Consider the following 23,156-nt stretch of genomic DNA (forward strand, 5'->3'; position numbering starts at 1 on the left):
GCGACATGACCTTGCACGGCGATACATTGAAGAACGCGATCGGCCAGACGCGAGACAAATGGGGATGGTTTGTCGGCCTGGGCGTGGTGCTGCTGGTCCTCGGCGGCATCGCCTTCGGCAATCTGTTCATCGCCACGGTGGCTTCCGTCTATGTCGTGGGGTGGCTGATGCTGGTGGCCGGCATCATCGAGATCATGCATGCTTTCGGAGTCAAGACCTGGGGACGCTTCTTCTATTGGCTGCTCAGCGGACTGCTTTATGCGGTCGCAGGGTTCTTCGCTTTCGACAATCCGCTGCTGGCCTCGGCTGTGTTGACCTTCCTGCTGGCCGTCGCGCTCGTCGCTTCAGGTGCGCTGCGGGCTTGGGTCGGCTACAGCCACCGCCCGGAGCGCGGCTGGGGCTGGATTGTCGCGGCGGGCGTCATCAGCGTGCTCGCGGGCCTGATCATCGCCATGGGCTGGCCGGTCAACAGCCTGTGGGTGCTCGGATTGTTCCTGGCGATCGACCTGATCTTCCAGGGCTGGACCTTCATCGCCGTCGGTCTTGCGCTGAAGAAATAGGAACTCGCTTCCCCTTTTCGGGGTCACGCTTCAGAACGCCACCGCCGCGTCCAGACTGGACAGCGGTTTGACGCCGCCAAGCAGCGCGCGTGCCTCGGCTTCATCGCGCTTCATCTGCACCACCAGTGCATCGAGCCCCTCGAACTTGATCTCGCTGCGCAGGAAGCCGAAGAACGAGACCGCGCAAGTCTCGCCATAGAGATCGCCGGAAAAATCGAAGACGAAGGTTTCCAGGAGCGGCGCGCCGTTGTCGTCGACGGTCGGGCGGCGGCCAAAACTGGCGACTCCGTCGTGCAGCGTGCCGTCGGCGCGCCGGAAGCGAACGGCGTAGATACCTTCCTTGAGCGTGGCTTCCGCTGGAAGCCTCATGTTGGCTGTGGGAAAGCCGAGCGTTCGCCCGAGCTGTTGGCCGCCGACGACCTCGCTTTCCACAGTGAAGCGATAGCCGAGCAGACCGGCTGCCTCTGCCACCTCGCCCTCGCAAAGCAAGGCACGGATGCGGCTCGACGAAATCACCTCGGCGCCTTCGTCGCGAAAGGCGTCGACGAGGGTGACACCGAAGCCATGGCGCTCGCCGGCAGCCATCAGATAGGCCGGCCCGCCCTGGCGGTCCTTGCCGAAATGGAAATCGAAGCCGGTCACGGCGTGGGTGACGCCCAGCGTCCTCTCCAGCACGTCGGTGACGAAGGCTTCCGCCGACAGCGAGGCAAAGCCGCGCGTGAAAGGTTGCTCGACGAGTGCGGCAAAGCCCAGCAGCGACAGGAGCCGCGCCTTCATCGGTGGTGGCGTCAGCACGAAAAGCGGCAGATCAGGCCTGAAAACCGTTCGCGGGTGCGGTTCGAAGGTCAGCACCAGGGCCGGCACGCCACGCTGCGTGGCCTCCGCCAATGCCCGTTCGAGCACGGCCTGGTGGCCACGGTGGACGCCGTCGAAATTGCCGATCGCCACGACGCCGCCTCGCAGATCGGCGGGCAACGGCGCGGTTGTCGTAAGATGCTGGAACGCGACCATTGCCACCTACTGCAGTCTTGCGATGACGGCCACCGGGCGATAGCCGTGCCGCTCCAGGAAGAGCCCGAGCCTTGCCGGATCCGGCCGGGAGGGATCGCCATAGTCGCGGGCATGAATACCGCCGGAGACATAGAGAACGTCGAAACCATTGTCGGCCGCGCCCTTGACGTCGGTAAACATGCCGTCGCCGATCGCCAGTATTTGCGGACGCCCAACCGGCCGGCCGAGAATCTCGGCCACCTCCTTCATCGCGACCTCGTAAATCGGCGCATAGGGTTTTCCGGCGATCAGCGTGCGACCGCCGAGCTGCGCGTAGTCACGCGCGAGCGCACCGGCGCACCAGATGATCCGTTCGCCGCGTTCAACCATGATATCGGGATTGGCGCAGATGAACGGCAGGTTCCTGGCACGCAACCGGCGCAGCAGTTCCGTATAGTCCTCGGGTTTTTCGACCTCGTCGTCGAAGAACCCGGTGCACACGACGCCGGCGGCCTCGAATTCCTCGACGAGTTCGACGTCGAGGCCATCATAAAGGGTCAAATCGCGGTCGGCGCCGATGTGGAAGATCTTGCGAGGGCCCTCCGCGATCAGATCGCGTGTCACGTCGCCCGAGGTCACCACGCGGTCGTAGGCTGATGGCGGGACGCCGATCACGCTCATCTGTGCCACGACGTCGGCGCTGCGGCGCGGCGAATTGGTGATCAGAACGACAGGAGTGCCGGCCGCCCTTGCCGCCGCCAGCGCGGCCGCGGCCGCGGGAAAATGCCATTCGCCATTGTGCACCACGCCCCAGACGTCGCAGAGAATTGCCGAATAGGCTTTCGAGACGTCTTCGAGCGAGCCGACGATTTCAGGCGAATCCGCCATGCCGTTTCCTTCAGTATGATCGTTGCGGGTGCGGCGGCCGACGGTCCGCCGCAGCCGGTTCGAATTATCCGAACCGGTCCAAGCTGTCACCAGCTTTCGCCTTGATCGGCACGAATTGCGGCGCAAGCCGCGGCTTTGATTGGTTAGCGGTTGGTGAAGCGCCGACCAAGCAATAGAGCGGTTTCCCAAACCCGTCCTTCAGCGTTTTGTGGAAAGCTGGCGCCGACCGAGAATCCGTCGGCGGGGGCCGCTTCAAGACATGCATGAAATCTGGCGTCAGTTCCGCCGCGACAGGCGCGGCAACTATGCTCTCATGACGGTTGTGGCCATGGTGCCGCTGATGGTCGGCCTAGCGATCGCCGTCGACTTCACGGAAATGAACCGTGAAAAGCAGATGGTGATGAATGCGCTCGACGCCGCCAACTTCGCCACGGCCCGCCGGCTGACGGAAGGTGCGACCGACGACCAGTTGAGAGCCTATGCGCTCGATTTCTTCAACGCCAATTTGAACGATATCGATCCCGCGAGCGCGACGCTCAACGTCACCTTGCCGAGCAACACCAGCGGCGGCGGCCTGCTGACGATGACCGCCCGGCTCAACTACAAACCCTATTTCTACCCCGCCTTCGCCCAACTCGTCGGCAAATCGGCGACCGATGCGAATCAGAGGCTCAGCTTCGACGTCACCTCGCAAGTGCGGCTGAAGAACACGCTGGAAGTTGCCCTGGTGCTCGACAATTCCGGATCGATGACCACGCTCGGCACGGGCTCGGGACAAAAGCGCATCGATCTTCTCAAGACCGCTTCCAAGCAGTTGGTCGACACGCTGGCCCAGCAGGCGATCATGATCAAGCAGGTCGACAAGCCCGTGCAATTCGGCCTCGTGCCTTTTGCCGCCTCGGTCAATGTCGGCCCCGGGAATGGCAATGCGTCGTGGATGGACACAGAGGGGCTGTCGCCGGTGTCGAACGAGAATTTCGACTGGTCGACGCTGAATGCCGCCAACAAATACGCTCAGCAAACCAACGGTATCTGGTACAAGCGCGGCACTGGCTGGGGAACCGGGGAAGGCCAGATGCTGACCCGGTTCTCGCTCTACCGCGACATGCAGGTCGTCACCAATCACGAGCGCGTCGTCAACAGCAAGCGCGTGGTCTGCGACCAATACAATTCGAACAACACCTGCAAAAGCAGCCACAACGAATATGACTATATCGATTCCTACGGTCCGTTCGCCAGTTGGCAAGGCTGCGTCGAGGCCCGGCCCTATCCCTACAATGTCAACGACGCCGCGCCGTCCGGTGGCTCGGCCAACACCGGCATCGGCGTCGGCGATCCGGCAACGATGTTCGTACCCATGTTCGCTCCGGACGAACCCGGCAATCACTGGAAGCTCACCCAGGACCCCGACGAAGCCGCGCCGGCAACTTATGGCGCCGTCAACAGCTGGTGGAACGACGATCCTACGAGCGGCAGCGGCCAATCGCGGCTGCGCAACATGGCCAAGTATTTCCAGCCGCGGCCGATCGATGCGCCTGCGCTGCCGGCCGGCAACGGGCCGAATTACAGCTGCACCACCAACCCGATCACGCCGTTGACCGATGTCAGCGTCGCCGACGGGCTCACCTCGATCAAAGCGGCGATCGACCTGATGCAGCCGAATGGCGGCACCAATGTTCCCGAGGGCATGGCCTGGGGCTGGCGGGTGGTCTCGAGCGGAGAACCGTTCACGCAAGGGCGGCCGGAAACCGAACGAGGTAACGACAAGGTGGTGATCGTGCTGACCGACGGCGCCAACACCTATTACACACCTTCCTCGCTGGGCTACTCGGATCCCGCCAATTCGAAATCGACCTACGCATCCTACGGCTATCTCAACCCAGGATATAACGGCACCTCGGTCGGCCGCCTGTTCATGGGCACATCGAGCGCCATCGGCCAGTTCGACTATTCGAATGGCAACTATACCAATGCGCTCAACGAGCAGATGGCCACGCTTTGCAACAACGCCAAGGCAGCCAACATCATGGTGATGACGGTGGCGCTCGACCTGTCGACGACCAAGGCCAGCGACAAGCTGGCGATCGATGCGCTGAAATCCTGCTCGTCGGATTCGCGCTTCCGCAAGGATGCGACGGATCCGAGCAAACCGGCGAAGCTGTTCTGGAATGCGACCGGCGCCAGCCTGGCAAACGACTTCAAGGAAATCGGCAACGAACTGTCGAACCTGCGTGTGGTCGGCTAATCTAGAACCGCTCCTCTGGCGTAACGCCTAGGCGGCGCCAACCTCTTGCAGCCACCTGTCGGGACAGGCACAGATTGGCCGCTCGCGAGATCGCGAATCCATCGCGAGATGCTGGGGAACGAACAATGCCCGACACCGCCAACCATCTCGCCTTCGCGCTGGTCTGCCTCGGTATGGTGCTGACGCCGGGCCCCAACATGATCTACCTGATCTCGCGCTCGCTGTCGCAAGGGCCGAAGGCCGGACTGATCTCGCTTGGCGGCGTTGCGGTCGGCTTCCTGTTCTACGTGCTGTCGGCGGCGTTCGGCATAACGGCGCTGCTGCTCGCCGTGCCATTCGCCTACGACGTGTTGCGCTTTGCCGGCGTGCTCTATCTTCTGTGGTTGGCCTGGCAGGCGGTGAAACCCGGCGGACGCTCGCCGTTCCAGGTGCGCGACCTGCCACAGGACCGGCCGCGCAAGCTGTTCGCCATGGGATTGATGACCAATCTGCTCAATCCCAAGGTGGCCGTTCTCTATCTGTCGCTGCTGCCGCAGTTCATCAGCCCCGGCAAGGGCCATGTCCTATCACAGCTTCTGGTGCTGGGCGCGACGCAGATCTCGATCAGCCTCAGCGTCAATGCCGTCATCGCACTGACGGCCGGCTCGATCGCAACCTTCCTCGCTGGGCGACCGCTATGGCTGGTGATTCAGCGCTGGATGATGGGTACCGTGCTGACGGCGCTGGCGCTGAAGATGGCGACCGACGCGCAGCGCTGAAGCCGCCTGGGGTCAATCGCCGAAGGCCTGCTTCAGGAAGGCGTGCACGTCGCTTTCCGATCGATCGGCCGCAGCCGCATTGTACTCCACTCGGTGACCGTAGGCCTCGACGCCGGTCTTGAACTCCTCGGCGTCGAACGCGTGCCGGGCACCCTCGTAGACGTTGAGCTGAACCGGACTTCCCTTGCCGCTGCGTTGCGCCATCATCTCTCGGCATTTCTGTACGGGGCTGAAATCGTCAAGCTCGCCGATCAGGATCAATGTCGGCACAGCCATGTCGCCGCTCGCTACCGAACAGTTCGGATAGTAGGCGATCGCCACGCTGAATTTGTGCTCCATCAGTCGCTCCGCGCCACCAAGCTGCACGGCTTCGAGCGTTGCGATGCCACCGGCGGAGAAGCGCATCAATGCAATGCGCCGTGGGTCGACAGAACTGTCTTTCGACAGGAACTCCAAGGCGCCATAGGCGTCATAAACGCGATCGGAGAGGAGGCTGTGACAGGTATCCTTTATGCCGCGCGTGCCGAAGCTGTCGACAACGAGAACGACGTAACCCCAGGAAGACAGCCGCTCGGGCCAGACTTCCCTGTCATTCGAGAGCACACCAGCGCATCCGTGCAGAGCGACTATGGCCGGGAACGGCCCCTCACCCGGAGGACGTGTCAGGTATCCTCGCAGCGGAATGCCGGGAATAGACTTCGCGGTCTCGCCTCTTTTCTGCGCATTGCGCTCCTGAAACGGCGTCGGCTTCACGGCCGCGCTTTCAAATTGCACCACCTCGTCGGCCCAGGCGGGCGCCGCATGGAGGCAGCCGGCAAGCCAAATGCACGCCAGGCCAACTCCTTTGAGCAAATCCACCACTTTGCGGTTTGTCCTTTGACCGCGTTGACCAAGCCGGACACTGCTCACATCGGACGGCGCGGAGGCCGGATCTGGGCCGGCTCGACCACCTTGCGGTAGAGATGCCAGGTCGCGTGCCCGAGGATCGGCATGACGACGGCGAGACCGGCAAACAACGGGATAGAGCCGATCACCAGCAGCACCGCGACGATCAGACCCCAGAGCGCCATCTGCAGCGGATTTGTCATGACCGCGCGCGCCGAGGTCTCTATTGCGGAAACGGCGCCGACATCACGATCAAGCAAAAGCGGGAAGGTAACGACCGTGGTCGCCAGCACGACCACCGCGAAGACCAAGCCTGCCGCGTTGCCGAGAAGGATCAGTGTCCAGCCCTTGCTGGTCGTCAGCACATCGCGCAGGAAGGCCCCGATCGAAGCCGGCGGCTCGCCGCCAAAAAGGCTGGTGTAGATCGACTGCGCCGTGAACAGCCACAACAGGAACAGCGCGAACAGCATGATGCCGATGGCTGCTATCGAGGGCAGCGCCGATGAGCGGCGCACATCGAGGGCGTGTCGCCAGTTGGTGTTCATGCCGAGCTCGCGCCGGCGGCTGATCTCATAGAGCCCGATCGCCGCGAAGGGGCCGACAAGGGCAAAGCCCGACATCAAGGGATAGACGAGCTGGATGGCGTTGGAGCCGGACGTCCATTGCGTCAGGATCAGGCCGACGATCGGATAAATCAGGCACAGGAACACGTAATGCGAGGGCTTGGCCCAGAAGTCCTCTGCGCCAAGCCTGAGCGCGTCCCAGAGGTCTGGCGTGGAAATGCGGCGGACCGCAGGTTGCACATGCATTCCGTGCGCGTCCGCCATGACATGAAAGCCGGCCATAACCTACCTCCGTTTTTCTCCGGGGGCGGTCACCGCCTAGGGTGGCCGCCCGTAGCTGCCACTTCAAGAACGCTGGCATCATAGCCGATCTTCCCGGGATTGTCGCCGCGTCCCGTTATAATTGCTGGGCGGCCTTTGTTCGGCGAACCACTGAGTTCACTTAGAATGTGTGCATTTTAGTTATTGCTTAAATTACTCGTAGAGACCCAGGCCTTATCACCTGAGCTTTATAAATCTTGGCGAGGGGCGATGTTCGGATTGAAGGGCTTCTGGTCTTCGGAGCGCGGCAATTTTGCCATGGCGACTGCCGTAGCGATGCTGCCGATAATGGCTGTCGTCGCCGGCACCCTCGATCTGACGGGCACGAGCGACGACGCCGCGCAATTGCAGAACTCGCTGGACGCGGCTGGGCTTGCCGTCGGCACCAAGTACCTGCCCAGCATGAGCGCGACCGATGTCCAGGGACTTGGTCTGACATTCTTTGCAGCCAATATGAGCGTCGCCGACCAACAGGAATATTCAGACAGCGTCTCCGCTTTTTCGGCCACCGCCAGCGGCGACTCGAGTGCCTACTACATCTCGCTTTCGTCAGGCATCAACCGTCCGAGCTTCATCAATGGCGCGGCCCCCTGGCCAGCTCGCCGGTCGGCGACGGTCAAGATGCACCCGGGTTCACAGGCCTGCGTGCTGGCGCTCGATCCGCATGCGTCGGCCGCGGTAAGCCTGCAAGGCTCGACCGATGTCGCCATGAGCAACTGCGTGATTGCGGCAAACTCGGACGCGTCCGATGCCGTCAGCAGAGGCGGTTCCGCGCTGGTTTCGGCGGGCTGCGTCTCGACCGTCGGCGGCACTTCCGGGCTTTCACCGCCCAATGCCAATCTCACCTGCGGCGCGCCGCTCGTACATCAATATGCGTCCTTCGACCCCCTGGCGGACATCGTCCCTCCCCCTTACACGTTCTGCATGCAGGTGCCGAACGGAAAAACCTACACGCTATCGCCCGGCACCTATTGCGACAAGACATTGTCGGGAAACATCACTCTCAACCCGGGCGTCTACATCTTGCGCGGCGTCACCTTGAAGCCGGGAGGGAACGGCAGCCTGACCGGCCACGGCGTGACCATATTCCTCGTAGAGGGAGCACAGATCTACATAAACGCCAATGAAACGGTGAACCTTTCCCCGCCAACCAGCGGGCCTTACGCCGGCATCACCATCTTCCAGAGCCGCGGGAACACATCGGCCTTGACACTGAATGGCGGCGCAAATTCCGTGATCAGCGGATTCGTCTATGCGCCTGACGCGGCCGTATCGTTCGCAGGCAACTCGGATATGAGCGGTCAGGGCGACTGCCTGAGGCTTGTTGGCTTGACCGTGCAGATGACAGGCAACTCATCCATCAAGACCGATTGCACGGCCGTATTCGGAAATCGCGATATGTACGCCAGCCGCCTCGTCACGCTTGTGAAATAAGCGATCAGCCGCCATTCGATTTTCAGATTTTCATCACCCTGCCCGGCAAAAGCCATGATCGCGACTATCTCAGGCCGGCATGACCACTTCGAGAATCGATTGCGACCGGATCACGAACTTGAACAGGCGCACATGGCTCAAGGCGGCTGGCCTCGCGGCCTTGCTCGGGCTTGCCGCCTGCGGCACCGTCTCGCTGCCGACGGGTCAAGGCGCCGGGGTTTCCTCCTCGGCAACCGGCACGCTGGCGGGCCTGCGCGCCTCGGCTGGGCTCGGTCCGTTGGTCGCCGATACACAGTTGGAGCAAGCGGCACTCCAGCAGGCCGGCTATATGGCGCAGCGTGAAAACATGAGCCACACGACCGGTTGGGGCAAGGATTTCGCCTCGCGGATGAAGGACAATGGCGTACACGGTGCCGCGGCCGAGAACATCGCGGCCGGCCGCTTCGACCAACAGAAGCTGTTCGACATCTGGATGCATTCGCAGGGACACCGGCGCAACATACTCGATCCGGACTTCAGCCGCTTCGGGCTTGCCTATGTCCGTGACGGCCGCGATCCCAACCTGCGCTACTGGTCGCTGGTTCTCGGCAGGTAGCGGAGATATCGCCGGCAGGCAGCGGACATCCCCTGACGAGCAGCCGCTACATCAGTCCATATGGGCGGCGGGCGCGCCGCCGCCGGCCGGACTGGCTTTCGGCTTGCGCAGCAGGAACACAAACGGGATAGCGACCAGCGTCATCACCATCAGTATTTTGAAGTCGTCGACGTAGGAGATCATCATCGCCTGGAGATTGACTATGCGATCGACCTGCGACAGCGCCGTCGGATCGCCGCCGGCGGCGGCCGGCGAGACCGCCCAGAGATTGGGATTGAACGGATTGATGAAGGCTGAGAGCTCGGCGTGATTGACCTGCGTGTTACGCACCAGCAGCACCGTCACGACCGATACGCCGATCGATGAGCCAAGATTGCGCACCAGGCTGAACAACGCGGTTGCATCGGTGCGGTAACGGGCGTCGAGCGTGGCGAAGGCAACCGTAGACAGCGGCACGAACACCATTCCCATGCCCAGGCCCTGGATCACACCGGAGCTGAGGATCAGCCAGTTGTCCATCTGCGGGGTGAAGCTGGCCATGGTGTAGAGCGACTGCGCGGTCAGAAGGAAACCGATGACGACGAGAATCCTGGCATCGATCTTGCCCATGATGCGCCCGACGACGAGCATCGAAATCATGGTGCCGACGCCACGCGGCCCGATGACGATGCCGATGGTGACGGTCGGATAGCCGAAGATGGTCGACAGCATCGGCGGCAGTAGCGACATCGAGGCCAGGATCAGCACGCCCATGACGAAGATGAACGCCAGCCCGGTCACGAAATTGCGGTCGAGGAAAATCTTCGGATCGATGAAGGGATGTTCCGATGTCACCGTGTGAATGATGAACACCCAGAAGCCGGTGATCGAAAGGCCAAGCTCGATCCAGATCTCGATCGAGGAAAACCAGTCGACCTCGCCACCGCGATCGAGCATCAGCTGGAGAGCGCCGACGCCGAGCGATATCATGGCAAAGCCGAAGAAATCGAAGCTGCGCACCCGCCGGGCAACGGCCGGCAGATAGGCGGCCATGCCAAGGAAGGCGAGGATGCCGACCGGCAGATTGATGAAGAACACCCAGCGCCAGTTGAAATTCTCGGTCAGCCAGCCGCCAAGCGTGGGGCCGAGGATCGGTCCCAACATGATGCCGGCGCCCCATATGGCCATTGCCTGGCCATGGCGCTCCTTGGGGTTGATGTCGAGCAGGAAGGTCTGCGACAGCGGCACGATCGCGGCGCCGAACACACCTTGCATCAGCCGGAAAAGCACGATCGTTTCCAGGCTCCACGCCAAGCCGCACAACATCGAGAAGATGGTGAAGCCGACCACCGCCGTCAGGAACAGTTCCTTGCGGCCGAAACGGTCGGCGAGCCAGCCGGTGACGGGCGTCATGATGGCGGCGGCGACGATGTAAGAGGTCAGCACCCAGTTGATGTTGTCGGGCGAGGCGCCGAGATCGCCGGTCATGGTCGGCAGCGCGACGTTGGCGATCGTGGTGTCGAGCGCCTGCATGATGGTCGCCAGCATGAGCGCGACCGTGATCAGGCCACGATGCGGCACTTCTTTGAACGGTTCGGACGTGCTCATGGCGTAGAACTTCCAGAAGGTAACAGAAACGTGTACACTGGGTTTCCGGGCGGCAAAGCCTTCCGTCGAGAGAGCTTCGTCGCGGTGGGACGCGAATATCGATGTGGGGGTTACATCGACTGAAAGTCTCTGATGAGCGGATGCATGCCGCCCGCAAACCTGAGGACCGACGGGTCCGTGTCGAAGATTTCAGATCTTGGACAGCCACGCGGCCCGACCCAAATACTGATCCTTCCCACCGCTCCCATCAGACCAATCCTGTAACTCGCTTCCACCCGCCTAGTACCCGCGGGCTTCCGCTGACTTACTGGGCGGGCTCGCCGGCCGTGGCGTGGCCGAAGATCGACGGCCAGCCACGCGCCACGCCCGTATCGACAGTAACCGAAGCGCTCATGCCGGTACGCAGCGCCATCTTGGCGTCGGAATCGGTCAGTTCCAGGCGTACCGGAATGCGCTGGGTCACCTTGACCCAGTTGCCCGTGGCGTTCTGGGCGGGCAGCAGCGAGAAGTCCGCGCCGGTGCCGGCACCGATAGCCTTGACCGTCGCCTCGAAGGTCCTGCCCGGATAGGTGTCGACCACGATCTCCGCCTTCTGACCCGGCTTCATGTTGGTGAGTTGGGTTTCCTTGAAATTGGCGTCGATCCAGGTGTCGCCGGTTTCGACCAGCGCAAACAACGGTGTGCCGGAGCCGACATACTGGCCGACCTTGAACGACGCGGCTTGATAGACAAGACCATCGGCAGGCGCCTTCACCGTGGTCTGCGCCAGGTCATAGGCAGCCTTGTCACGCGCGGCGAGCGCCGACATCACGGTCGGATGCTTGTCTGTCTCGATATCGGGATTGCCGCCGAGCGCCGCCTTGGCGCTGACGATGCCCTGTTCGGCAACGGCGAGCTGCTGTTTTGCCTTGTCGAGATCATTCCTGGCCTGATCCAGCGAGGACTTGGCGTTGATGCCCTTCTGCGCGAGATCGGCGGCACGGTCATATTGCGACTGCGCATAGGCAACTTCGCTGCTGGCGGATTTCTCCTGCGCCATCGCCTGGCTGTAAGCGGCGCGCAGCTGCTCGACATTGAGGCGCGCGGCAGCCACCGCGGCGTCAGCCTGTGCAAGCGCGATCCGGTAGGGCTCGGGGTCGATGGCGAACAGGAGATCGCCCTGCTTCACCGTCTGATTGTCCGATATGGCGACCTGAACGATACGACCGGCCGTGTCGGAGGCGATCGACACCTTGGCCTGCTGCAGATTGGCGTTTTCCGTTTCCTGATAGCGCCCGCCCGTCACCCAGACATAGCCGCCGCCGATGATCAATGCCGCCGGTAAGGCAAACATCAGGAAGAAGCGGCCGATGCGGCGCTTCTTCTTCGGCGCCGCGACCGGCTGCACGGGAGGAGTGACCGCGACAGGGGCGGCAGCCGGCTGGGCCGGCGCTTCCATCTCCACCTTGGGAGCGTTTTCTTCAACCTTGGCTACCGCGTTCATGCTGCCGCACCTTCCGAACTCTTGATCTTTTCAAGCGACGAAGCTTCGCTGTCCGTCAGATTCTGTACCATTACATCCAGCGCCCGGATCAGGACGCGCCGGTCTTCCGGCGAAACGCCGCTGAGCGATTCCTCATAGACCTCGCCAGCAAGGCTCTTGACGTCCGCATAGGCCGCATTCGCCTTCTCGGTTGGGAAGATCATCCGCACGCGCCGGTCGGCCGCGTCGGAGCGGCGTTCGATCCAGCCGCCCTCCTCCATCCGGTCGACCAGGCGTGAGACGCTGATCGGCTCGATTTCGAGCAGTTCGGCGAGCCGCGCCTGTGCAACGCCCGCCTCCTTGGCAACGCGGACCAGAAGCCGCCACTGCGCCGAGGACAGGCCGAGCCCACTGGCGCGCGCCTCGAAGCGCTTGCGCATCAGGCGCTGCACGTCGTGGATCAAAAATCCCAGTCTGTCGATGCCATCTGAAACCATGAGCGATACATATAATAAGCGTGCTTACTAATCAAGATACCACATCGCCACGAAAGCCGGAAAAATGCGCATGGCAGGTCTGCAACGCGATCCTGGTTAGCGACAGGTGAACGCCCCTCTCATGCGAAACGCGCGGACGCCGTCTTCAAAGGCGGTTTCGAACAACCATGGTGACGACGAAGAACGCGCCGAGCGAGCTGGTGATGATGCCGATCGGCAGTTCCTGCGGCGGCAGCAAGGTCCGGGCCAGAAGATCGCTTGCCAGCAGGAGCATCGCCCCGAAAACCGCGCAACTTGCGATCAGGCGCAGATGCAAGGGACCGGCCAGTGGCCGCGACAGATGCGGGATCATCAATCCGACAAAGCCGATGACGCCGGCGACCGAGACGAGGATTGCCGTCGAGAAAGCCGCCACGAGAAATGTCGTCCTGCGCATGCGGGCCACCGGCACGCCGAGACTTTCGGCGGCGCTTTCGCCGGCCAGGAAAGCGTCCAGCTTGCGGTGGTTCCACAGTCCGTAAGCCGCGATCGTGCCAGCGCCGACCGCGCCCAGCCACACATTGTCCCAGCGCGCCAGCCCGAGCCCGCCCATGGTCCAGAACAGCACCGAATGGGCCGCGCGCTGGTCGCCGGCAAAAACCAGATAGTTGGTCAAGGCCGTGAACATGAAAGAGACGGCAAGGCCGGCGAGGATCAGCCGTTCGGGACCTTGCCCCCTCACCCGCGCCACCAGCAAAAGCACGATGGAGGCGGCGAGTATGCCGCCGGTGAACGCAGCCACAGGCAAGGTCCAGATGCCGAAGCTGTCACCAAAGACGGTGATGACGGAAACCGCGCCGGCAGCGGCCCCCGACGACAGGCCGAACAGGAAAGGGTCGGCAAGGTCGTTGCGGGTCACCGTCTGCAAAAGCGCGCCGACGATACCCAGCCCGCCGCCGACACAGATCGCCAGGATCGTGCGCGGCAGCCGCAAGTCGACGACGATCTTGCCGACCGGGCCCGATATCCCGGGCTCATCCAGCCCGATGGCACGGCCAAGTGCGGCGACGACATCGGTTAGAGGTATCAGCGTCGAGCCGTAAGCGATCGACAGCAGCGCGAGAGCGACGAGCGCCACCGCGCCCGCCGTCATGGCCAGCGTGAAGGCCTTGTGCCCTGAAAGCGCGCCGGATTTGTGCTCTCGGGCAAGACCCATCAGAACGCTTCCGGATGCATCGCCCTGGCGATCTTGCCGATGGCTTCGATGTTCGCCGGTCCTGGCGTCAGTTCGGCATAGCGAAGCGCCACGAAGCGCTCGTTCCTGACCGCGTCCGTCTCCTTCATCGCCGGGTGCGCCTTCAGGAAATCGAGCAGTTTCCTGTAACCGCCGCCGTCCTGATAATCGAGCAGGATGAGGAATTGCGGATTGCGCGCCGCCACCGTTTCCCAATCCGTGTTGCCCCAGCTAGTATCCATGTCGGCCATGATGTTGTCGCCGCCGGCTGCCGATATCATGGCGCTGGGGATGGCGAACTTTCCCGCGGTAAACGGCTTGTCCTCGCCGGAATCGTACAGGAACACGCGTGTTCCCTTGGCGCTGCCGACCTTGGCGATGATATCGGCGAGTTGCGCCTTCCAGCCGGCGACAAGCTTTTCCGCTTCCGCCTCCTTGCCGAAGACCTTGCCCAGCTTTTCGACGTCGCCATAGAGCAGGTCCATGGAGGCGGCCGGGCGGCTCTTGTCGAGATGGACGCAGCTTTCGGTCAGCACCAGCGTCTTGATGCCGTGCGGTGCGAGCGTGTCGGGGGTCACCTCGCCGCCGGGCTTCATGCCGTAGTACCAGCCGGCGAAGAAGAAGTCGGGCTCGACGGCGATGAGATTCTCCAGCGTCGGATATTTCGGCGCCAGTTCGGGAATGGAGCCCTGCTCAGCCTTGAATTCGGGGGCGACCTTGTACCATCCGGTGATACCGGTCAGGCCGACGATAGATGGCTGCAGCTTCAGCGCGAAGGCCATCTCGGCCATGTTGAGATCATGGATGACGGCGCGCTTCGGCGGCGCGTCGAAGGTCAGCGGCTTGCCGCAGCTGTCGACGGTGACGGGGAAGGCAAAGGCCGTCGAGGCCAGCAGCGAGACGACGAGGGACAAGGCGAGGCGTTTCACGGACTTTGCTCCTTGGTTGAACGTGTCGGACAAGGATGGATTTGATCAGGACGGCGGTGCGGCGCGGTTCGGAAGGTCGAACACCGTCAGTTCGCGGTCCTCGGTGGGATGGCGCAGGCGCAACACGTCGACGCCGAAAATCTCGCGGATCAGCTGCTGCGTCAGCGCCTCGTGCGGCGGCGCCAGCGCCTGCAGCCGGGCCTCGTTCATCACCGCGACCCTGGTGGCGAAGGGTGCCACCAGCGTCAGATCGTGCAGCACCGCGATCACCGTCATGCCGAAGCCGGCCACCAGTTCGAGCAGTTGCGCGCGGGCGCGCGGGTCGAGGTGGTTGGTCGGCTCGTCGAGGAATAGGATTTTGGGCTCCTGCGCGATGGCACGTGCAAGCTGGGCGCGCTGGCGTTCGCCACCAGACAGCGAGCCGATGGTCCGGCCGAGCAGCGGCAACAGGCCGGTCCGGCGCAGCGCGTCCACGACGATGTCGCGTTCCTCGCCGCGGCGCCTCAGGCCGGCATGCGGGACGCGGCCAAGCTCGACATAATCGATCACCGCCAGCCGTGGGTCCGGCTGGTCGGCCTGGCCCACGACGGCGATATGCAGGGCCCGTTCGGCGGGCGAAATCCCATCCAGGCGCCGCCCGCCGAGCTTCACCTCGCCGAGGCTCGGCCGGAGCATGCCCGACAACATGCGCAGCAGCGTGGTCTTGCCGGCGCCGTTGGGACCAATGATGGCGAGGCGGTCGCCTGACGTCACCGACAGGCTGACGGCATGGACCAGATGCCGGCCATTCGCCATCGCGCCCAGGTCGCGCGCATCGAGAAGCGGCGTTGTCATTGGTTGCCATCCGCCGGTTTGCCCGGTGCCGGGATGCGGGCCAGCGTCTTGCCGGCCAGGCGCGGCGGACGTTGTCCGGAATTGCACCAGCCGTCGGGAAGCGAAGCGTAGAGCCTGGCAAACCGCACGAGATCGGCGGCGTCGACCTGCGCGTCGATCGACCCGAAGAGATAGGCGGCCTTGCCTGGCGCCTGGAAAGCCACTGCAAGGGGACGCGCGCAACCCGCCATGCAAGCCACGCCCTCGACCGTGAAACCATGCGCCACGTCAGGCTGGGCCGAGAGGCGGGAGCGCAACTCGGCGCACAAACCTTCGCCCGACCTGGCGCCGGTCGGCACGTCGCGGCAAAGGGTGCACACGATGATCTGGTGCATGGAGCCGGGGTGAATACGATCGATTGCGCCGTCCAACTTCCCGTCACTTTCAAAACTGGCGACGGAAGGATGTTGGTCGACCGGCCGACAAGACCGATGTCCACGTTTCCTCCCGGCACACCCCGTCCGGTCAACTCAGTGATGGCAGGTCTCCTGGCTCACGGGTCTCTGCGCAATCCTGCCTTCCCAGCCTTGCCGGCCAGTGGCGTTCCGGATCTTGCTCACCGCTTACAGTTGCGGGGGCAGCCGCGGCCTCGACCCCATGGGGTCTCACCGCGTTCCCTTTTCACCCCTCGCCTTTCGGCTCGGGGACCATCACGAGTCGCAGCCTAGGCCGCGCGCGACGGCGAGGCAAGGCGATTGCTTCGTTTTGTTATAACAGAACGGACCTGAGAGCAAGCCTGTCGTCGACTTTGCGTCCGACCGCCTGACAGCCGTTGCCGTTTTTTCATCGGCGTACGATCAACACGATCTGGAACGGCTGGCTGCCCGCCTCCGGCCATGAAATCGCCGACGCGCCGGAATTCGAGCGCTATGGGCCCGAATTCGATGGCCGCACCGGTAATGGCGGGCTGGAGATCTGGGTGCCGGTCAAGGCATGACGCGCCGCTACAGCTCCAGATCCCAGTTCTGTCCGACCAGATCCTTGCCGAAGGAATGGTGAGGCTCTTCCTCGATCAGCTTGAAACCGGCCGCCTGGTAGATGTGCCGGGCCGCGGTCAGAATGTCGTTGGTCCATAGGGTCAGCGTCTTGTAGCCCCTGGCGCGGGCGAAGCCGATGCATTCCTCGACCAGGCGCTTGCCGATGCCGAGGCCGCGCGCCGAAGGTTCGACATAGAGCAGCCGCAGCTTGGCCACCTGATCCGACTTGCGCACGACGAAGACCGAGCCGACGACCTCACCTTCCCGCTCGGCGATCCAGCCGCGCTCCCATTTCGGATCGAAATTCTTGACGAACTCGCCGAGGATCTCAGCCACCAGTGCCTCGTAGGTTTCGTCCCAACCATAGTCCTGGGCGTAGAGCATGCCCTGGCGGCGCGTGACCCAGCCGATGTCGCCAACCTGCAGCGGCCGCAGGATGTAAGGCACCTTGGGTTCGGGTCTGTCGCCGAGCAGGTCCTGGACGATGCGCATGGCCTTGACCAGCCGATCCTGATCGACGGGCGCCAGGCGATCGAGTAGCGCGCGCACCTGGTCGTGCGAATCCTGGTTGAGCGGCGCGAAGGCTTCCCTACCCGCTGGCGTCAGCGCGATCGAGGCGCGGCGCGCGTCCGCCTCGGTGGCTTCGCGCTCGACCAGACCGCGCTCCTCGAATTTTTTGAGCAAACGGCTGACATAGCCGGGGTCAAGGCCGAGATCGCGCACCAGGTCGCTGGCGACGAGCCCGTCGCGATGGGCAAGCTCATAGAGCACCCGCGCCTCGGTAAGCGAAAAGGTGCTTTTCAGCCAGCCTTCGTCGAGCACACCGATCTGGCGGGTGTAGAACCGGTTGAAGGAGCGCACCGCGTCGATGCGTTCCTTGCCGGGGTGGTCGTGGATCGTCATGGGGGTTCCTCCTGTCCTGGACAGGATCAGTCATTTAGTTGACTGAGTCAATAAAATCGTTGCAACGAGGCGCCTCACAACTTCGTCATTCTTGTGCGGAGCAGGGAGCGCAGCGACGCGCGCAGACCCTGGAATGACGACATTGCAGATGCAGGCGCCAATGGCGACGCCGAGACGACAGCCATCACCCCATCGGCAGCACCGGCCAGCGGTCGACGATCCTGCCACCGGAAAGCACCGCGATCGGCCCGAGCTGCTGCAGCACGGCTTCGCTCTGCGTCGGCCGCAGGAATGCGTAGTCGCCCGGCCTGACGACGGCTTCGGCGGGCAGGGACATGAATTGCTGGTTGGAGGACAGGCCAAGCAGACCGTTCGTATCCATGCCTTCGGGAAACACCGGTTCGGCCATCCATTTGCCGCTATAGAGATAGCAGCCCTTGCGCGGAAACCGGCCGAGCGCCTGCAGCAGACGCGAGACCGCCGGCGGGCCGGGCAGCATCGGCTCGACCACCTTCAGAATGGGCGTTGCGATGAAGGCCGCCGGCTGAAAGCCGCGGAGACCTGGCGTGTCGAAATCGCCGGGCAGCACGAAGGCCGAGCCCATCGACACTTCGTTGGCGGTGCCGCCATGATGAAGCAGCGCGGTCTTGCTGCCGCCAATGTTCAAGATATGGCGCTGGTTCATGCCGAGGCGCGCGACGAAAGCGGCGGCCCGTTTCGAGGCTTGCGCCAACGCCTTGGCCGGTCCGCCGAACAGGGCGGGTATGTGCGGCGCATGCGCCTCATAGGCCATGACGCCCTCACAGCGCAGCCCTTTATGGGCCGGCAGCGCCGTCAGAGCCTGCGACAGGGCATCCGGATCGGCGAAGCCGCCACGATGCAGTCCGACATCGATTTCGAAAGCGATGCGCAGCTCGACGCCGAGTTCGTCGGCGAGCGCGCCATAGTTAGCCAGCCTCTCCTGCGTATCGATCAGCCAGCATACCCGCGACCAGGCCACCTCGCCTCTGGAAAGCACCGCCCTTGCCGCGCCGACCGGCATCGGTTTGCCGTACAGCAGATCCGCATCCGGAAACGCCCTCAGCACCGCCTCGCTGATCGGCGGATGGAAGGTCATGAAGCGGTGGGTTCCAAGCGCCTTGCCAATATGGGCAAGCAGCGGCAGGCAAGCGAGCGACTTGTCGACCAGCCGTACGGCAAGGCTGGCATCAAGCCTCTCTTTCACCAGGGCGATGTTGCCATCCAGCCGATCGCGGTCGAGCAGCAGGCTGGGTTGGAAGATGCCCGCCTGCTTCAGCGCATCCGAAAGCGTGGCGAAATAGGCTCTCATTGTTCGATGCCGAAGAGATCGGCGATATAGGGCGAGACGAAGCGGTTTTGCGGATCGATGTCGCGGCGCACCGCCATCGCATCGTCCCAGCGCGGATAGAGCTTTTTCAGATCGGCCGCTTTCAGGCTGTGCATCTTGCCCCAGTGCGGCCTGCCGCCATATCTGCGGAAGATCGGCTCGGCCGCACGCATGAACGGCAGCGGATCGTTCGCTGCATCGTGGTGGATGGCGATCGAGCAGGTGAACCTTTTGTGAAAGGGCGAGAGCCAGAATTCGTCCGATGCCACCGACCGCACTTCCATCGGGAAATAGACCTCCGGAAAATGCTTCTCGGTCAGATCGATGATTTCGGCCAGCACCTTCGGCCCCTCCTCGAAGGGAAGGTGATATTCCATTTCGTTGAACCTGGTCTGCCGGTCGCTGGCGTAGACGTTGAGCCAGTCCTGCACATAATCCTCGGCCGGCACCTTGGCGACGGCGCCACGGATCAACCTGCGGCGCAGCGACGGCAGCCAGGCAAGCCCGGTGCGCAAGCGGCGCAACGTGCGCAAGGAGCCCTCGTCGTCGTCGGTCGGGCGCATCGTCGTGGCTTCGGTGCTGAAGTCGCTGGCGATGAACTGCGCGTAGCCGGAGAAGGGAATGTAATAGAATTCGGCCGACCGGTGCGCGGCCATCATCGTTTCGAAATCGCGCAGCATGTCGCCTATCGGCAGCACCCATTTGCGGCGCCGCAGCCGGTAGGTCGCGATGTTGTTCAGCGTCACTTCGCTGAGCACACCGAAGGCACCGAGGGCGACGCCGATGGCATGGATCGTCTCCCGATCCCCTTCCCGCTTGAATTCGCGGACCTTGCCGAGCCCGTCGACGATCTGCACCGTTTCCAACTGCGTGTGATAGGCGCCGAGCGTCGGCCCCGAACCATGGGTAGCCGTGCCCAGCGCGCCGGCTATCGCCTGGCGGTCGATGTCGCCCATGTTGGGCAGGCCCTGGCCGATGCCTTGCAGGATGTGCATGAGCGAACCAAGCCGCGTCCCTGCCCGTACGCGCGCCTGATTTCTTTTCGCGTCATGCGAGACCAGCCCTTCCAGCTTCTCCAGCGACAGGATGGTGCCTTGCGACTTCACCAATGGCGTGAAGGAGTGACCGGCGCCGACGACGCGGACCGGGCCGGGTGCGGTGCGAATGAGATCGCCGAGTTCGCCGGCATCGGCGGGGCTGGCAAGCAACCGCGGCTCGGCCGTGACAAAGCCCGACCAGTTGCTCCAGCTGTTCGCCATGGTGCTCACGCAACAACCCGGCGACGCCGTGCGACGAGTACAAACAGGCCGAGCAGCGCCACGCTGGCGACGGCACTTGCGGCGGCGAATTCCGGAACCGGGCGAAAATCCTTGCCGTCGATGAGCAGCGACGCCGCGACCGGACCGATCGCCAGGCCGAAAAGCTGGGCGGCCGGCACCAGCAGCACGGCGGCGCGCGTCTCGTCGGCGGTGATCGCCAGCCGGATCTGGTAGGGCACGATGAACAGCAGGATAAAACCCATGACCAGGGCGGCGACCCAGAATGTCGTGAGGCCAGGTCCGCTGGCAAGCACGAGCGAGGCGGCAAGCGCGACGATGCCGATCGCCGCGATGGCGAGGCGATAGTCTATGCGCGCCTCGAACACGGTCGCCGTCATCGCGCCCAGCACCTGCGCCGCGAGGCTGGCCGAGACGATCAGCCCGACCGTGCGGCCGTCGATGCCGAATTGTGCGCCGAGCGGCTCCAGAAAGGCCCAGACCGCGCCGAAGAACATGAAGTAGCAGAAGACCGACAACAGCGCGGTGATCGAAGGAACCGTCAGCACATTGGCGAGGTTTTCTTGCTTCGGCAGGTCGGCATAATCGGCGGGGACAGCGAAGGCGACCACCAGCGACACCACGCAGACGACGGCAAGAACGAGGAAGCCCCCCGCCGATCCGGCGGCGGGGATGACATAGAGCGCCAGCAGCAGCGCAAGGGCGCATTGCGCCAGCGTCTGCATGGTGACGAAATAGCCGCCGATGCGTTCGGCGCGCCGCGAGCGGGCGATCAGTTCGGTGGCGATCGCGACGAGGCCGCCTTCGGCAAGGCCGGCCAGCGCGCGCGCCGCCATCAGCGTGCTGGCGCCGGCGGCATAGGCGGTCCACACATTGGCCAGCGCCAGCAGCAGCAGGAGGACCGCGCTTTTCCAGCGCATCCTGTGGGCGGAGAGCAGCATCGCAACGATCGCCGAGCCGATCGCGATGGCGATCATCTCGGCGGTGGCGACCAGTGCCAGTTCGTCGCCGCTGACATGGCCCTCGGTGTAGAGCGCGCCGAGCAGGACGGGCTGCAGACCGAGAATGAGCAGGCCGACCGACCCGATCCACAAGGCCGAGGCAAGCTGCCCGCCGGTCGGGTTGCCAACCAGCCAGTCGCCATCGCCCTGAAGACTGGTGCTTGTCGAAGTCAAAGGCGCCCTCCCAACGTCCTTGCCGCGCGGCAGAAATGCTGACACTCTGTCAGCATTTCAGAAACTGATACTTGATCATATTTCATGTCAACCGGAATTTGAGAACCCGTGCGAAAGATCGGTGCATGACGCAAGCAAGTCGAACGGCCACCGAGCCGAGGCGCAGACCCAAGCAGGAGCGCAGCCGCGAGCGCATCGACGCTATCCTGTCGACCACCATGCGGCTGATCGGCGAGAAGGGCATCGACGCCGTCACCATGAAGGAGGTCGGCATGCTGGCGGGCGGACCGATCGCCACCGTCTACCATTACTTCCCCAACAAGTCGGCGATCCTGGCAATGCTCTATGAGCGGTTTTCCGAGGTCAGCCGGGCGCGATTGGCGGCGATTATCGCCGATGTCAGAGAAGCCAGGGACATCATCGCCGCGGCCGACCGGCTGCTTGACGACTATTTCGGCCGTGTCGCCGGCGATCCGGCCATCCAGGATCTGCAGAACGCCATCCAGGCCGACAAGGCACTCAAGAATCTCGACATCGCCGAAACCCGGCATCAAGCCAAGATGTTCTGCGACCATGTCATCGCCTTGCTCGAGCCGGACAAGCACGAGCAGTTCGAACGCATGGTTGTGCTGATCTTCCAGCTCGCCGGCGGCGTCGTGCGCCTGGCGCTTGCGCAGAGCGACGCGGAAAGCCGCCGGACCATCGAGGATTACCGCTCGATCATCCACACCCAGTTGCGGTTGTTCCTCTGACCAATGCCGGCTCGAGACTATCTCGCCCGGCGGATGAGGCCTTCGAAACCGTCGGCCAGATTGGCGTTGCCGGCGGCGAGAAAGGCGGAAAGATTGCGGGCACCGCCTGGTGTCTTATTGGCGTCAAGCAGCACCGCCCTGCCCTCATGCATGACAAAATCGAACTTGCCATAGTCAAAGCCAAGCTCGCGCCTTAGCGCACGAAGCTCCTCGGGAACCGGAACCGGCTCACGACGGATCGTGTCGTCGCCTTTGACCAGGCTTTGCGAAGAAACATGGCGGGTGCAGCGCTCGCGCTCCCCGCAAAATATCCAGAAGCGGGCGCCAAAGCCGTCCGGTTCCGGCTCGGGAATGAATTTTTCGACGACGAGATCCCCGCGGTCGAACACCGCAGGCGCAACATCCGAAAGGGAAGTACAGACGCGGTAGCCCTCGATAAGCTCGGCACCGGGAAATGGCTCCGGCTTTCCGGCACGTCGCGATCGCCGGTTAAGCGACTGTTCCCGCATTCCCAGATTGTTGAGATTGCTCTTGACGATGACCGGACCTGGCCAGTCGTCGTCCCTGCCGATGACGGCGCCGCTGATTAGGCGCTTGGAGATGTCGGCTGCCCCGATGTTCAGGCAGAACGGAAAAGCGCGCGCGTATTCGACATATTCGGGCGGCGTCACGGTCGCATCGACATGCAGCACCGCTATGTCTGCTTCGGGCTTCGCCGACGTTCCTGAGAGTATGCGGACGGAATGGCCGCGCCGCTTCAGTTCTTCCAGCAGATCAAAGAGCATGTAGGGACTGTCGCGGCGCAACAGCGGGCCACGCCGGCGTTCGAACCTGTCGAACTCATGCGTAATAACCGCGATGCGTGTCATGTGCCCCCCGCACTTGGTTTCATTAGCGTCTTCGATTATGCGTCTGAACACAATG

The 23,156-nt window shown here is 63.4% G+C and carries 22 protein-coding genes, 1 pseudogene and 1 riboswitch; of the genes and pseudogenes, 7 read left to right on the plus strand and 16 right to left on the minus strand.

What is annotated here, in order from left to right:
- Window positions 1-5: 5 nt before the first annotated feature.
- Window positions 6-560 carry an HdeD family acid-resistance protein gene (locus LB536_RS05655; protein ID WP_140808974.1) on the plus strand — a complete coding sequence of 185 codons (555 nt, stop codon included), beginning with the start codon at window positions 6-8 and terminating at the stop codon, window positions 558-560.
- A gap of 30 nt (window positions 561-590) precedes the next feature.
- Here the strand turns inward: LB536_RS05655 and LB536_RS05660 are convergent, their stop codons facing one another.
- Together LB536_RS05660 and LB536_RS05665 are read right to left on the minus strand one after the other, a co-directional pair.
- A complete protein-coding gene (locus tag LB536_RS05660) occupies window positions 591-1,571 on the minus strand; it encodes a bifunctional riboflavin kinase/FAD synthetase (protein WP_140809346.1) in 981 nt (326 codons plus the stop codon).
- Window positions 1,572-1,577: 6 nt separating this feature from the next.
- Complete coding sequence (locus LB536_RS05665; RefSeq protein WP_224590426.1) at window positions 1,578-2,438, minus strand: TIGR01459 family HAD-type hydrolase; 861 nt, start codon at window positions 2,436-2,438, stop codon at window positions 1,578-1,580.
- Window positions 2,439-2,697: 259 nt separating this feature from the next.
- Between LB536_RS05665 and LB536_RS05670 the strand changes: the two genes are divergently transcribed.
- Both LB536_RS05670 and LB536_RS05675 read left to right on the plus strand, forming a co-directional pair.
- A complete protein-coding gene (locus tag LB536_RS05670) occupies window positions 2,698-4,683 on the plus strand; it encodes a TadE/TadG family type IV pilus assembly protein (RefSeq protein ID WP_224590427.1) in 1,986 nt (661 codons plus the stop codon).
- A 125-nt stretch (window positions 4,684-4,808) separates the two neighbouring features.
- The gene (locus LB536_RS05675; protein WP_224590428.1) at window positions 4,809-5,441 is read left to right on the plus strand and encodes a LysE family translocator; all 633 of its coding nucleotides are present in this window, start codon (window positions 4,809-4,811) and stop codon (window positions 5,439-5,441) included.
- A 12-nt stretch (window positions 5,442-5,453) separates the two neighbouring features.
- Here the strand turns inward: LB536_RS05675 and LB536_RS05680 are convergent, their stop codons facing one another.
- Together LB536_RS05680 and LB536_RS05685 are read right to left on the minus strand one after the other, a co-directional pair.
- Window positions 5,454-6,302 (minus strand): dienelactone hydrolase family protein, encoded by an 849-nt coding sequence (locus LB536_RS05680; RefSeq protein ID WP_224590429.1) that lies wholly within the window; start codon window positions 6,300-6,302, stop codon window positions 5,454-5,456.
- 44 nt (window positions 6,303-6,346) lie between these two features.
- A complete protein-coding gene (locus tag LB536_RS05685; protein WP_224590430.1) occupies window positions 6,347-7,171 on the minus strand; it encodes a DUF2189 domain-containing protein in 825 nt (274 codons plus the stop codon).
- 249 nt (window positions 7,172-7,420) lie between these two features.
- Here LB536_RS05685 and LB536_RS05690 point away from each other — a divergent pair, with 249 nt between their 5' ends.
- Window positions 7,421-8,644: a TadE/TadG family type IV pilus assembly protein gene (locus LB536_RS05690; RefSeq protein WP_224590431.1), complete on the plus strand. Its 1,224-nt coding sequence runs from the start codon at window positions 7,421-7,423 to the stop codon at window positions 8,642-8,644.
- A 79-nt stretch (window positions 8,645-8,723) separates the two neighbouring features.
- A complete protein-coding gene (locus tag LB536_RS05695; RefSeq protein WP_140808966.1) occupies window positions 8,724-9,239 on the plus strand; it encodes a CAP domain-containing protein in 516 nt (171 codons plus the stop codon).
- Window positions 9,240-9,290: 51 nt separating this feature from the next.
- Here LB536_RS05695 and LB536_RS05700 read toward each other — a convergent pair whose 3' ends face one another.
- The 7 genes from LB536_RS05700 to LB536_RS05730 form a co-directional block, all read right to left on the minus strand.
- The gene (locus tag LB536_RS05700) at window positions 9,291-10,826 is read right to left on the minus strand and encodes a DHA2 family efflux MFS transporter permease subunit (protein ID WP_224590432.1); all 1,536 of its coding nucleotides are present in this window, start codon (window positions 10,824-10,826) and stop codon (window positions 9,291-9,293) included.
- Between the two features lie 304 nt (window positions 10,827-11,130).
- Window positions 11,131-12,309 carry an HlyD family secretion protein gene (locus LB536_RS05705; RefSeq protein ID WP_224590433.1) on the minus strand — a complete coding sequence of 393 codons (1,179 nt, stop codon included), beginning with the start codon at window positions 12,307-12,309 and terminating at the stop codon, window positions 11,131-11,133.
- Window positions 12,306-12,785: a MarR family winged helix-turn-helix transcriptional regulator gene (locus LB536_RS05710; RefSeq protein WP_140755669.1), complete on the minus strand. Its 480-nt coding sequence runs from the start codon at window positions 12,783-12,785 to the stop codon at window positions 12,306-12,308. Before LB536_RS05710 ends, LB536_RS05705 begins: the two co-directional genes overlap by 4 nt.
- Window positions 12,786-12,930: 145 nt before the next feature.
- Window positions 12,931-13,980, minus strand: coding sequence for a FecCD family ABC transporter permease (locus LB536_RS05715; protein ID WP_181178286.1), 1,050 nt, complete (start codon window positions 13,978-13,980; stop codon window positions 12,931-12,933).
- A complete protein-coding gene (locus LB536_RS05720) occupies window positions 13,980-14,927 on the minus strand; it encodes an ABC transporter substrate-binding protein (protein WP_140755671.1) in 948 nt (315 codons plus the stop codon). The genes LB536_RS05715 and LB536_RS05720 overlap by 1 nt, the downstream gene beginning before the upstream one ends.
- A 45-nt stretch (window positions 14,928-14,972) precedes the next feature.
- The gene (locus LB536_RS05725) at window positions 14,973-15,761 is read right to left on the minus strand and encodes an ABC transporter ATP-binding protein (RefSeq protein ID WP_224590434.1); all 789 of its coding nucleotides are present in this window, start codon (window positions 15,759-15,761) and stop codon (window positions 14,973-14,975) included.
- On the minus strand, window positions 15,758-16,171 hold the full coding sequence (locus tag LB536_RS05730; RefSeq protein ID WP_224590435.1) for a DUF1636 family protein: 414 nt from the start codon (window positions 16,169-16,171) through the stop codon (window positions 15,758-15,760). The genes LB536_RS05725 and LB536_RS05730 overlap by 4 nt, the downstream gene beginning before the upstream one ends.
- A gap of 89 nt (window positions 16,172-16,260) precedes the next feature.
- A riboswitch (cobalamin riboswitch) is annotated at window positions 16,261-16,467 on the minus strand.
- Window positions 16,468-16,587: 120 nt separating this feature from the next.
- Here LB536_RS05730 and LB536_RS05735 point away from each other — a divergent pair.
- A pseudogene (locus LB536_RS05735) lies at window positions 16,588-16,737 on the plus strand (GyrI-like domain-containing protein); the annotation flags it as partial.
- Between the two features lie 7 nt (window positions 16,738-16,744).
- Here LB536_RS05735 and LB536_RS05740 read toward each other — a convergent pair.
- The 4 genes from LB536_RS05740 to LB536_RS05755 all read right to left on the minus strand — a co-directional run bounded on the left by LB536_RS05740 (window position 16,745) and on the right by LB536_RS05755 (window position 21,480).
- Window positions 16,745-17,680, minus strand: a complete 936-nt coding sequence (locus tag LB536_RS05740) for a helix-turn-helix domain-containing GNAT family N-acetyltransferase (RefSeq protein WP_224590436.1) — start codon at window positions 17,678-17,680, stop codon at window positions 16,745-16,747.
- Window positions 17,681-17,864: 184 nt separating this feature from the next.
- On the minus strand, window positions 17,865-19,010 hold the full coding sequence (locus tag LB536_RS05745) for a DSD1 family PLP-dependent enzyme (RefSeq protein WP_224590437.1): 1,146 nt from the start codon (window positions 19,008-19,010) through the stop codon (window positions 17,865-17,867).
- Window positions 19,007-20,287, minus strand: coding sequence for a D-arabinono-1,4-lactone oxidase (locus tag LB536_RS05750; protein WP_224590625.1), 1,281 nt, complete (start codon window positions 20,285-20,287; stop codon window positions 19,007-19,009). Before LB536_RS05750 ends, LB536_RS05745 begins: the two co-directional genes overlap by 4 nt.
- 5 nt (window positions 20,288-20,292) lie before the next feature.
- Window positions 20,293-21,480 (minus strand): MFS transporter, encoded by a 1,188-nt coding sequence (locus LB536_RS05755; RefSeq protein ID WP_224590438.1) that lies wholly within the window; start codon window positions 21,478-21,480, stop codon window positions 20,293-20,295.
- Window positions 21,481-21,605: 125 nt separating this feature from the next.
- On the opposite strand from LB536_RS05755, the gene LB536_RS05760 reads away from it, so the two are divergent.
- Window positions 21,606-22,232, plus strand: a complete 627-nt coding sequence (locus LB536_RS05760; protein WP_140755681.1) for a TetR family transcriptional regulator — start codon at window positions 21,606-21,608, stop codon at window positions 22,230-22,232.
- 17 nt (window positions 22,233-22,249) lie between these two features.
- On the opposite strand, the gene LB536_RS05765 is transcribed toward LB536_RS05760, so the two are convergent.
- Window positions 22,250-23,101 (minus strand): hypothetical protein, encoded by an 852-nt coding sequence (locus LB536_RS05765; RefSeq protein WP_224590439.1) that lies wholly within the window; start codon window positions 23,099-23,101, stop codon window positions 22,250-22,252.
- Between the last annotated feature and the right edge of the window lie 55 nt (window positions 23,102-23,156).

Origin of the sequence: Mesorhizobium sp. ES1-3 (genome assembly GCF_020164795.1) — a bacterium.
In the GTDB taxonomy this organism is placed as follows: Bacteria; Pseudomonadota; Alphaproteobacteria; order Rhizobiales; family Rhizobiaceae; genus Mesorhizobium.

Excerpts from the sequence above, each read along its gene's own strand:
- LB536_RS05655 (WP_140808974.1), top strand. The coding sequence starts at position 6 with ATGACCTTGCACGGCGATACATTGAAGAACGCGATCGGCCAGACGCGA.
- LB536_RS05660 (WP_140809346.1), bottom strand. The coding sequence starts at position 1,571 with ATGGTCGCGTTCCAGCATCTTACGACAACCGCGCCGTTGCCCGCCGAT.
- LB536_RS05665 (WP_224590426.1), bottom strand. The coding sequence starts at position 2,438 with ATGGCGGATTCGCCTGAAATCGTCGGCTCGCTCGAAGACGTCTCGAAA.
- LB536_RS05670 (WP_224590427.1), top strand. The coding sequence starts at position 2,698 with ATGCATGAAATCTGGCGTCAGTTCCGCCGCGACAGGCGCGGCAACTAT.
- LB536_RS05675 (WP_224590428.1), top strand. The coding sequence starts at position 4,809 with ATGCCCGACACCGCCAACCATCTCGCCTTCGCGCTGGTCTGCCTCGGT.
- LB536_RS05685 (WP_224590430.1), bottom strand. The coding sequence starts at position 7,171 with ATGGCCGGCTTTCATGTCATGGCGGACGCGCACGGAATGCATGTGCAA.
- LB536_RS05690 (WP_224590431.1), top strand. The coding sequence starts at position 7,421 with ATGTTCGGATTGAAGGGCTTCTGGTCTTCGGAGCGCGGCAATTTTGCC.
- LB536_RS05695 (WP_140808966.1), top strand. The coding sequence starts at position 8,724 with ATGACCACTTCGAGAATCGATTGCGACCGGATCACGAACTTGAACAGG.
- LB536_RS05700 (WP_224590432.1), bottom strand. The coding sequence starts at position 10,826 with ATGAGCACGTCCGAACCGTTCAAAGAAGTGCCGCATCGTGGCCTGATC.
- LB536_RS05705 (WP_224590433.1), bottom strand. The coding sequence starts at position 12,309 with ATGAACGCGGTAGCCAAGGTTGAAGAAAACGCTCCCAAGGTGGAGATG.
- LB536_RS05710 (WP_140755669.1), bottom strand. The coding sequence starts at position 12,785 with ATGGTTTCAGATGGCATCGACAGACTGGGATTTTTGATCCACGACGTG.
- LB536_RS05715 (WP_181178286.1), bottom strand. The coding sequence starts at position 13,980 with ATGGGTCTTGCCCGAGAGCACAAATCCGGCGCGCTTTCAGGGCACAAG.
- LB536_RS05725 (WP_224590434.1), bottom strand. The coding sequence starts at position 15,761 with ATGACAACGCCGCTTCTCGATGCGCGCGACCTGGGCGCGATGGCGAAT.
- LB536_RS05740 (WP_224590436.1), bottom strand. The coding sequence starts at position 17,680 with ATGACGATCCACGACCACCCCGGCAAGGAACGCATCGACGCGGTGCGC.
- LB536_RS05745 (WP_224590437.1), bottom strand. The coding sequence starts at position 19,010 with ATGAGAGCCTATTTCGCCACGCTTTCGGATGCGCTGAAGCAGGCGGGC.
- LB536_RS05750 (WP_224590625.1), bottom strand. The coding sequence starts at position 20,287 with ATGGCGAACAGCTGGAGCAACTGGTCGGGCTTTGTCACGGCCGAGCCG.
- LB536_RS05760 (WP_140755681.1), top strand. The coding sequence starts at position 21,606 with ATGACGCAAGCAAGTCGAACGGCCACCGAGCCGAGGCGCAGACCCAAG.
- LB536_RS05765 (WP_224590439.1), bottom strand. The coding sequence starts at position 23,101 with ATGACACGCATCGCGGTTATTACGCATGAGTTCGACAGGTTCGAACGC.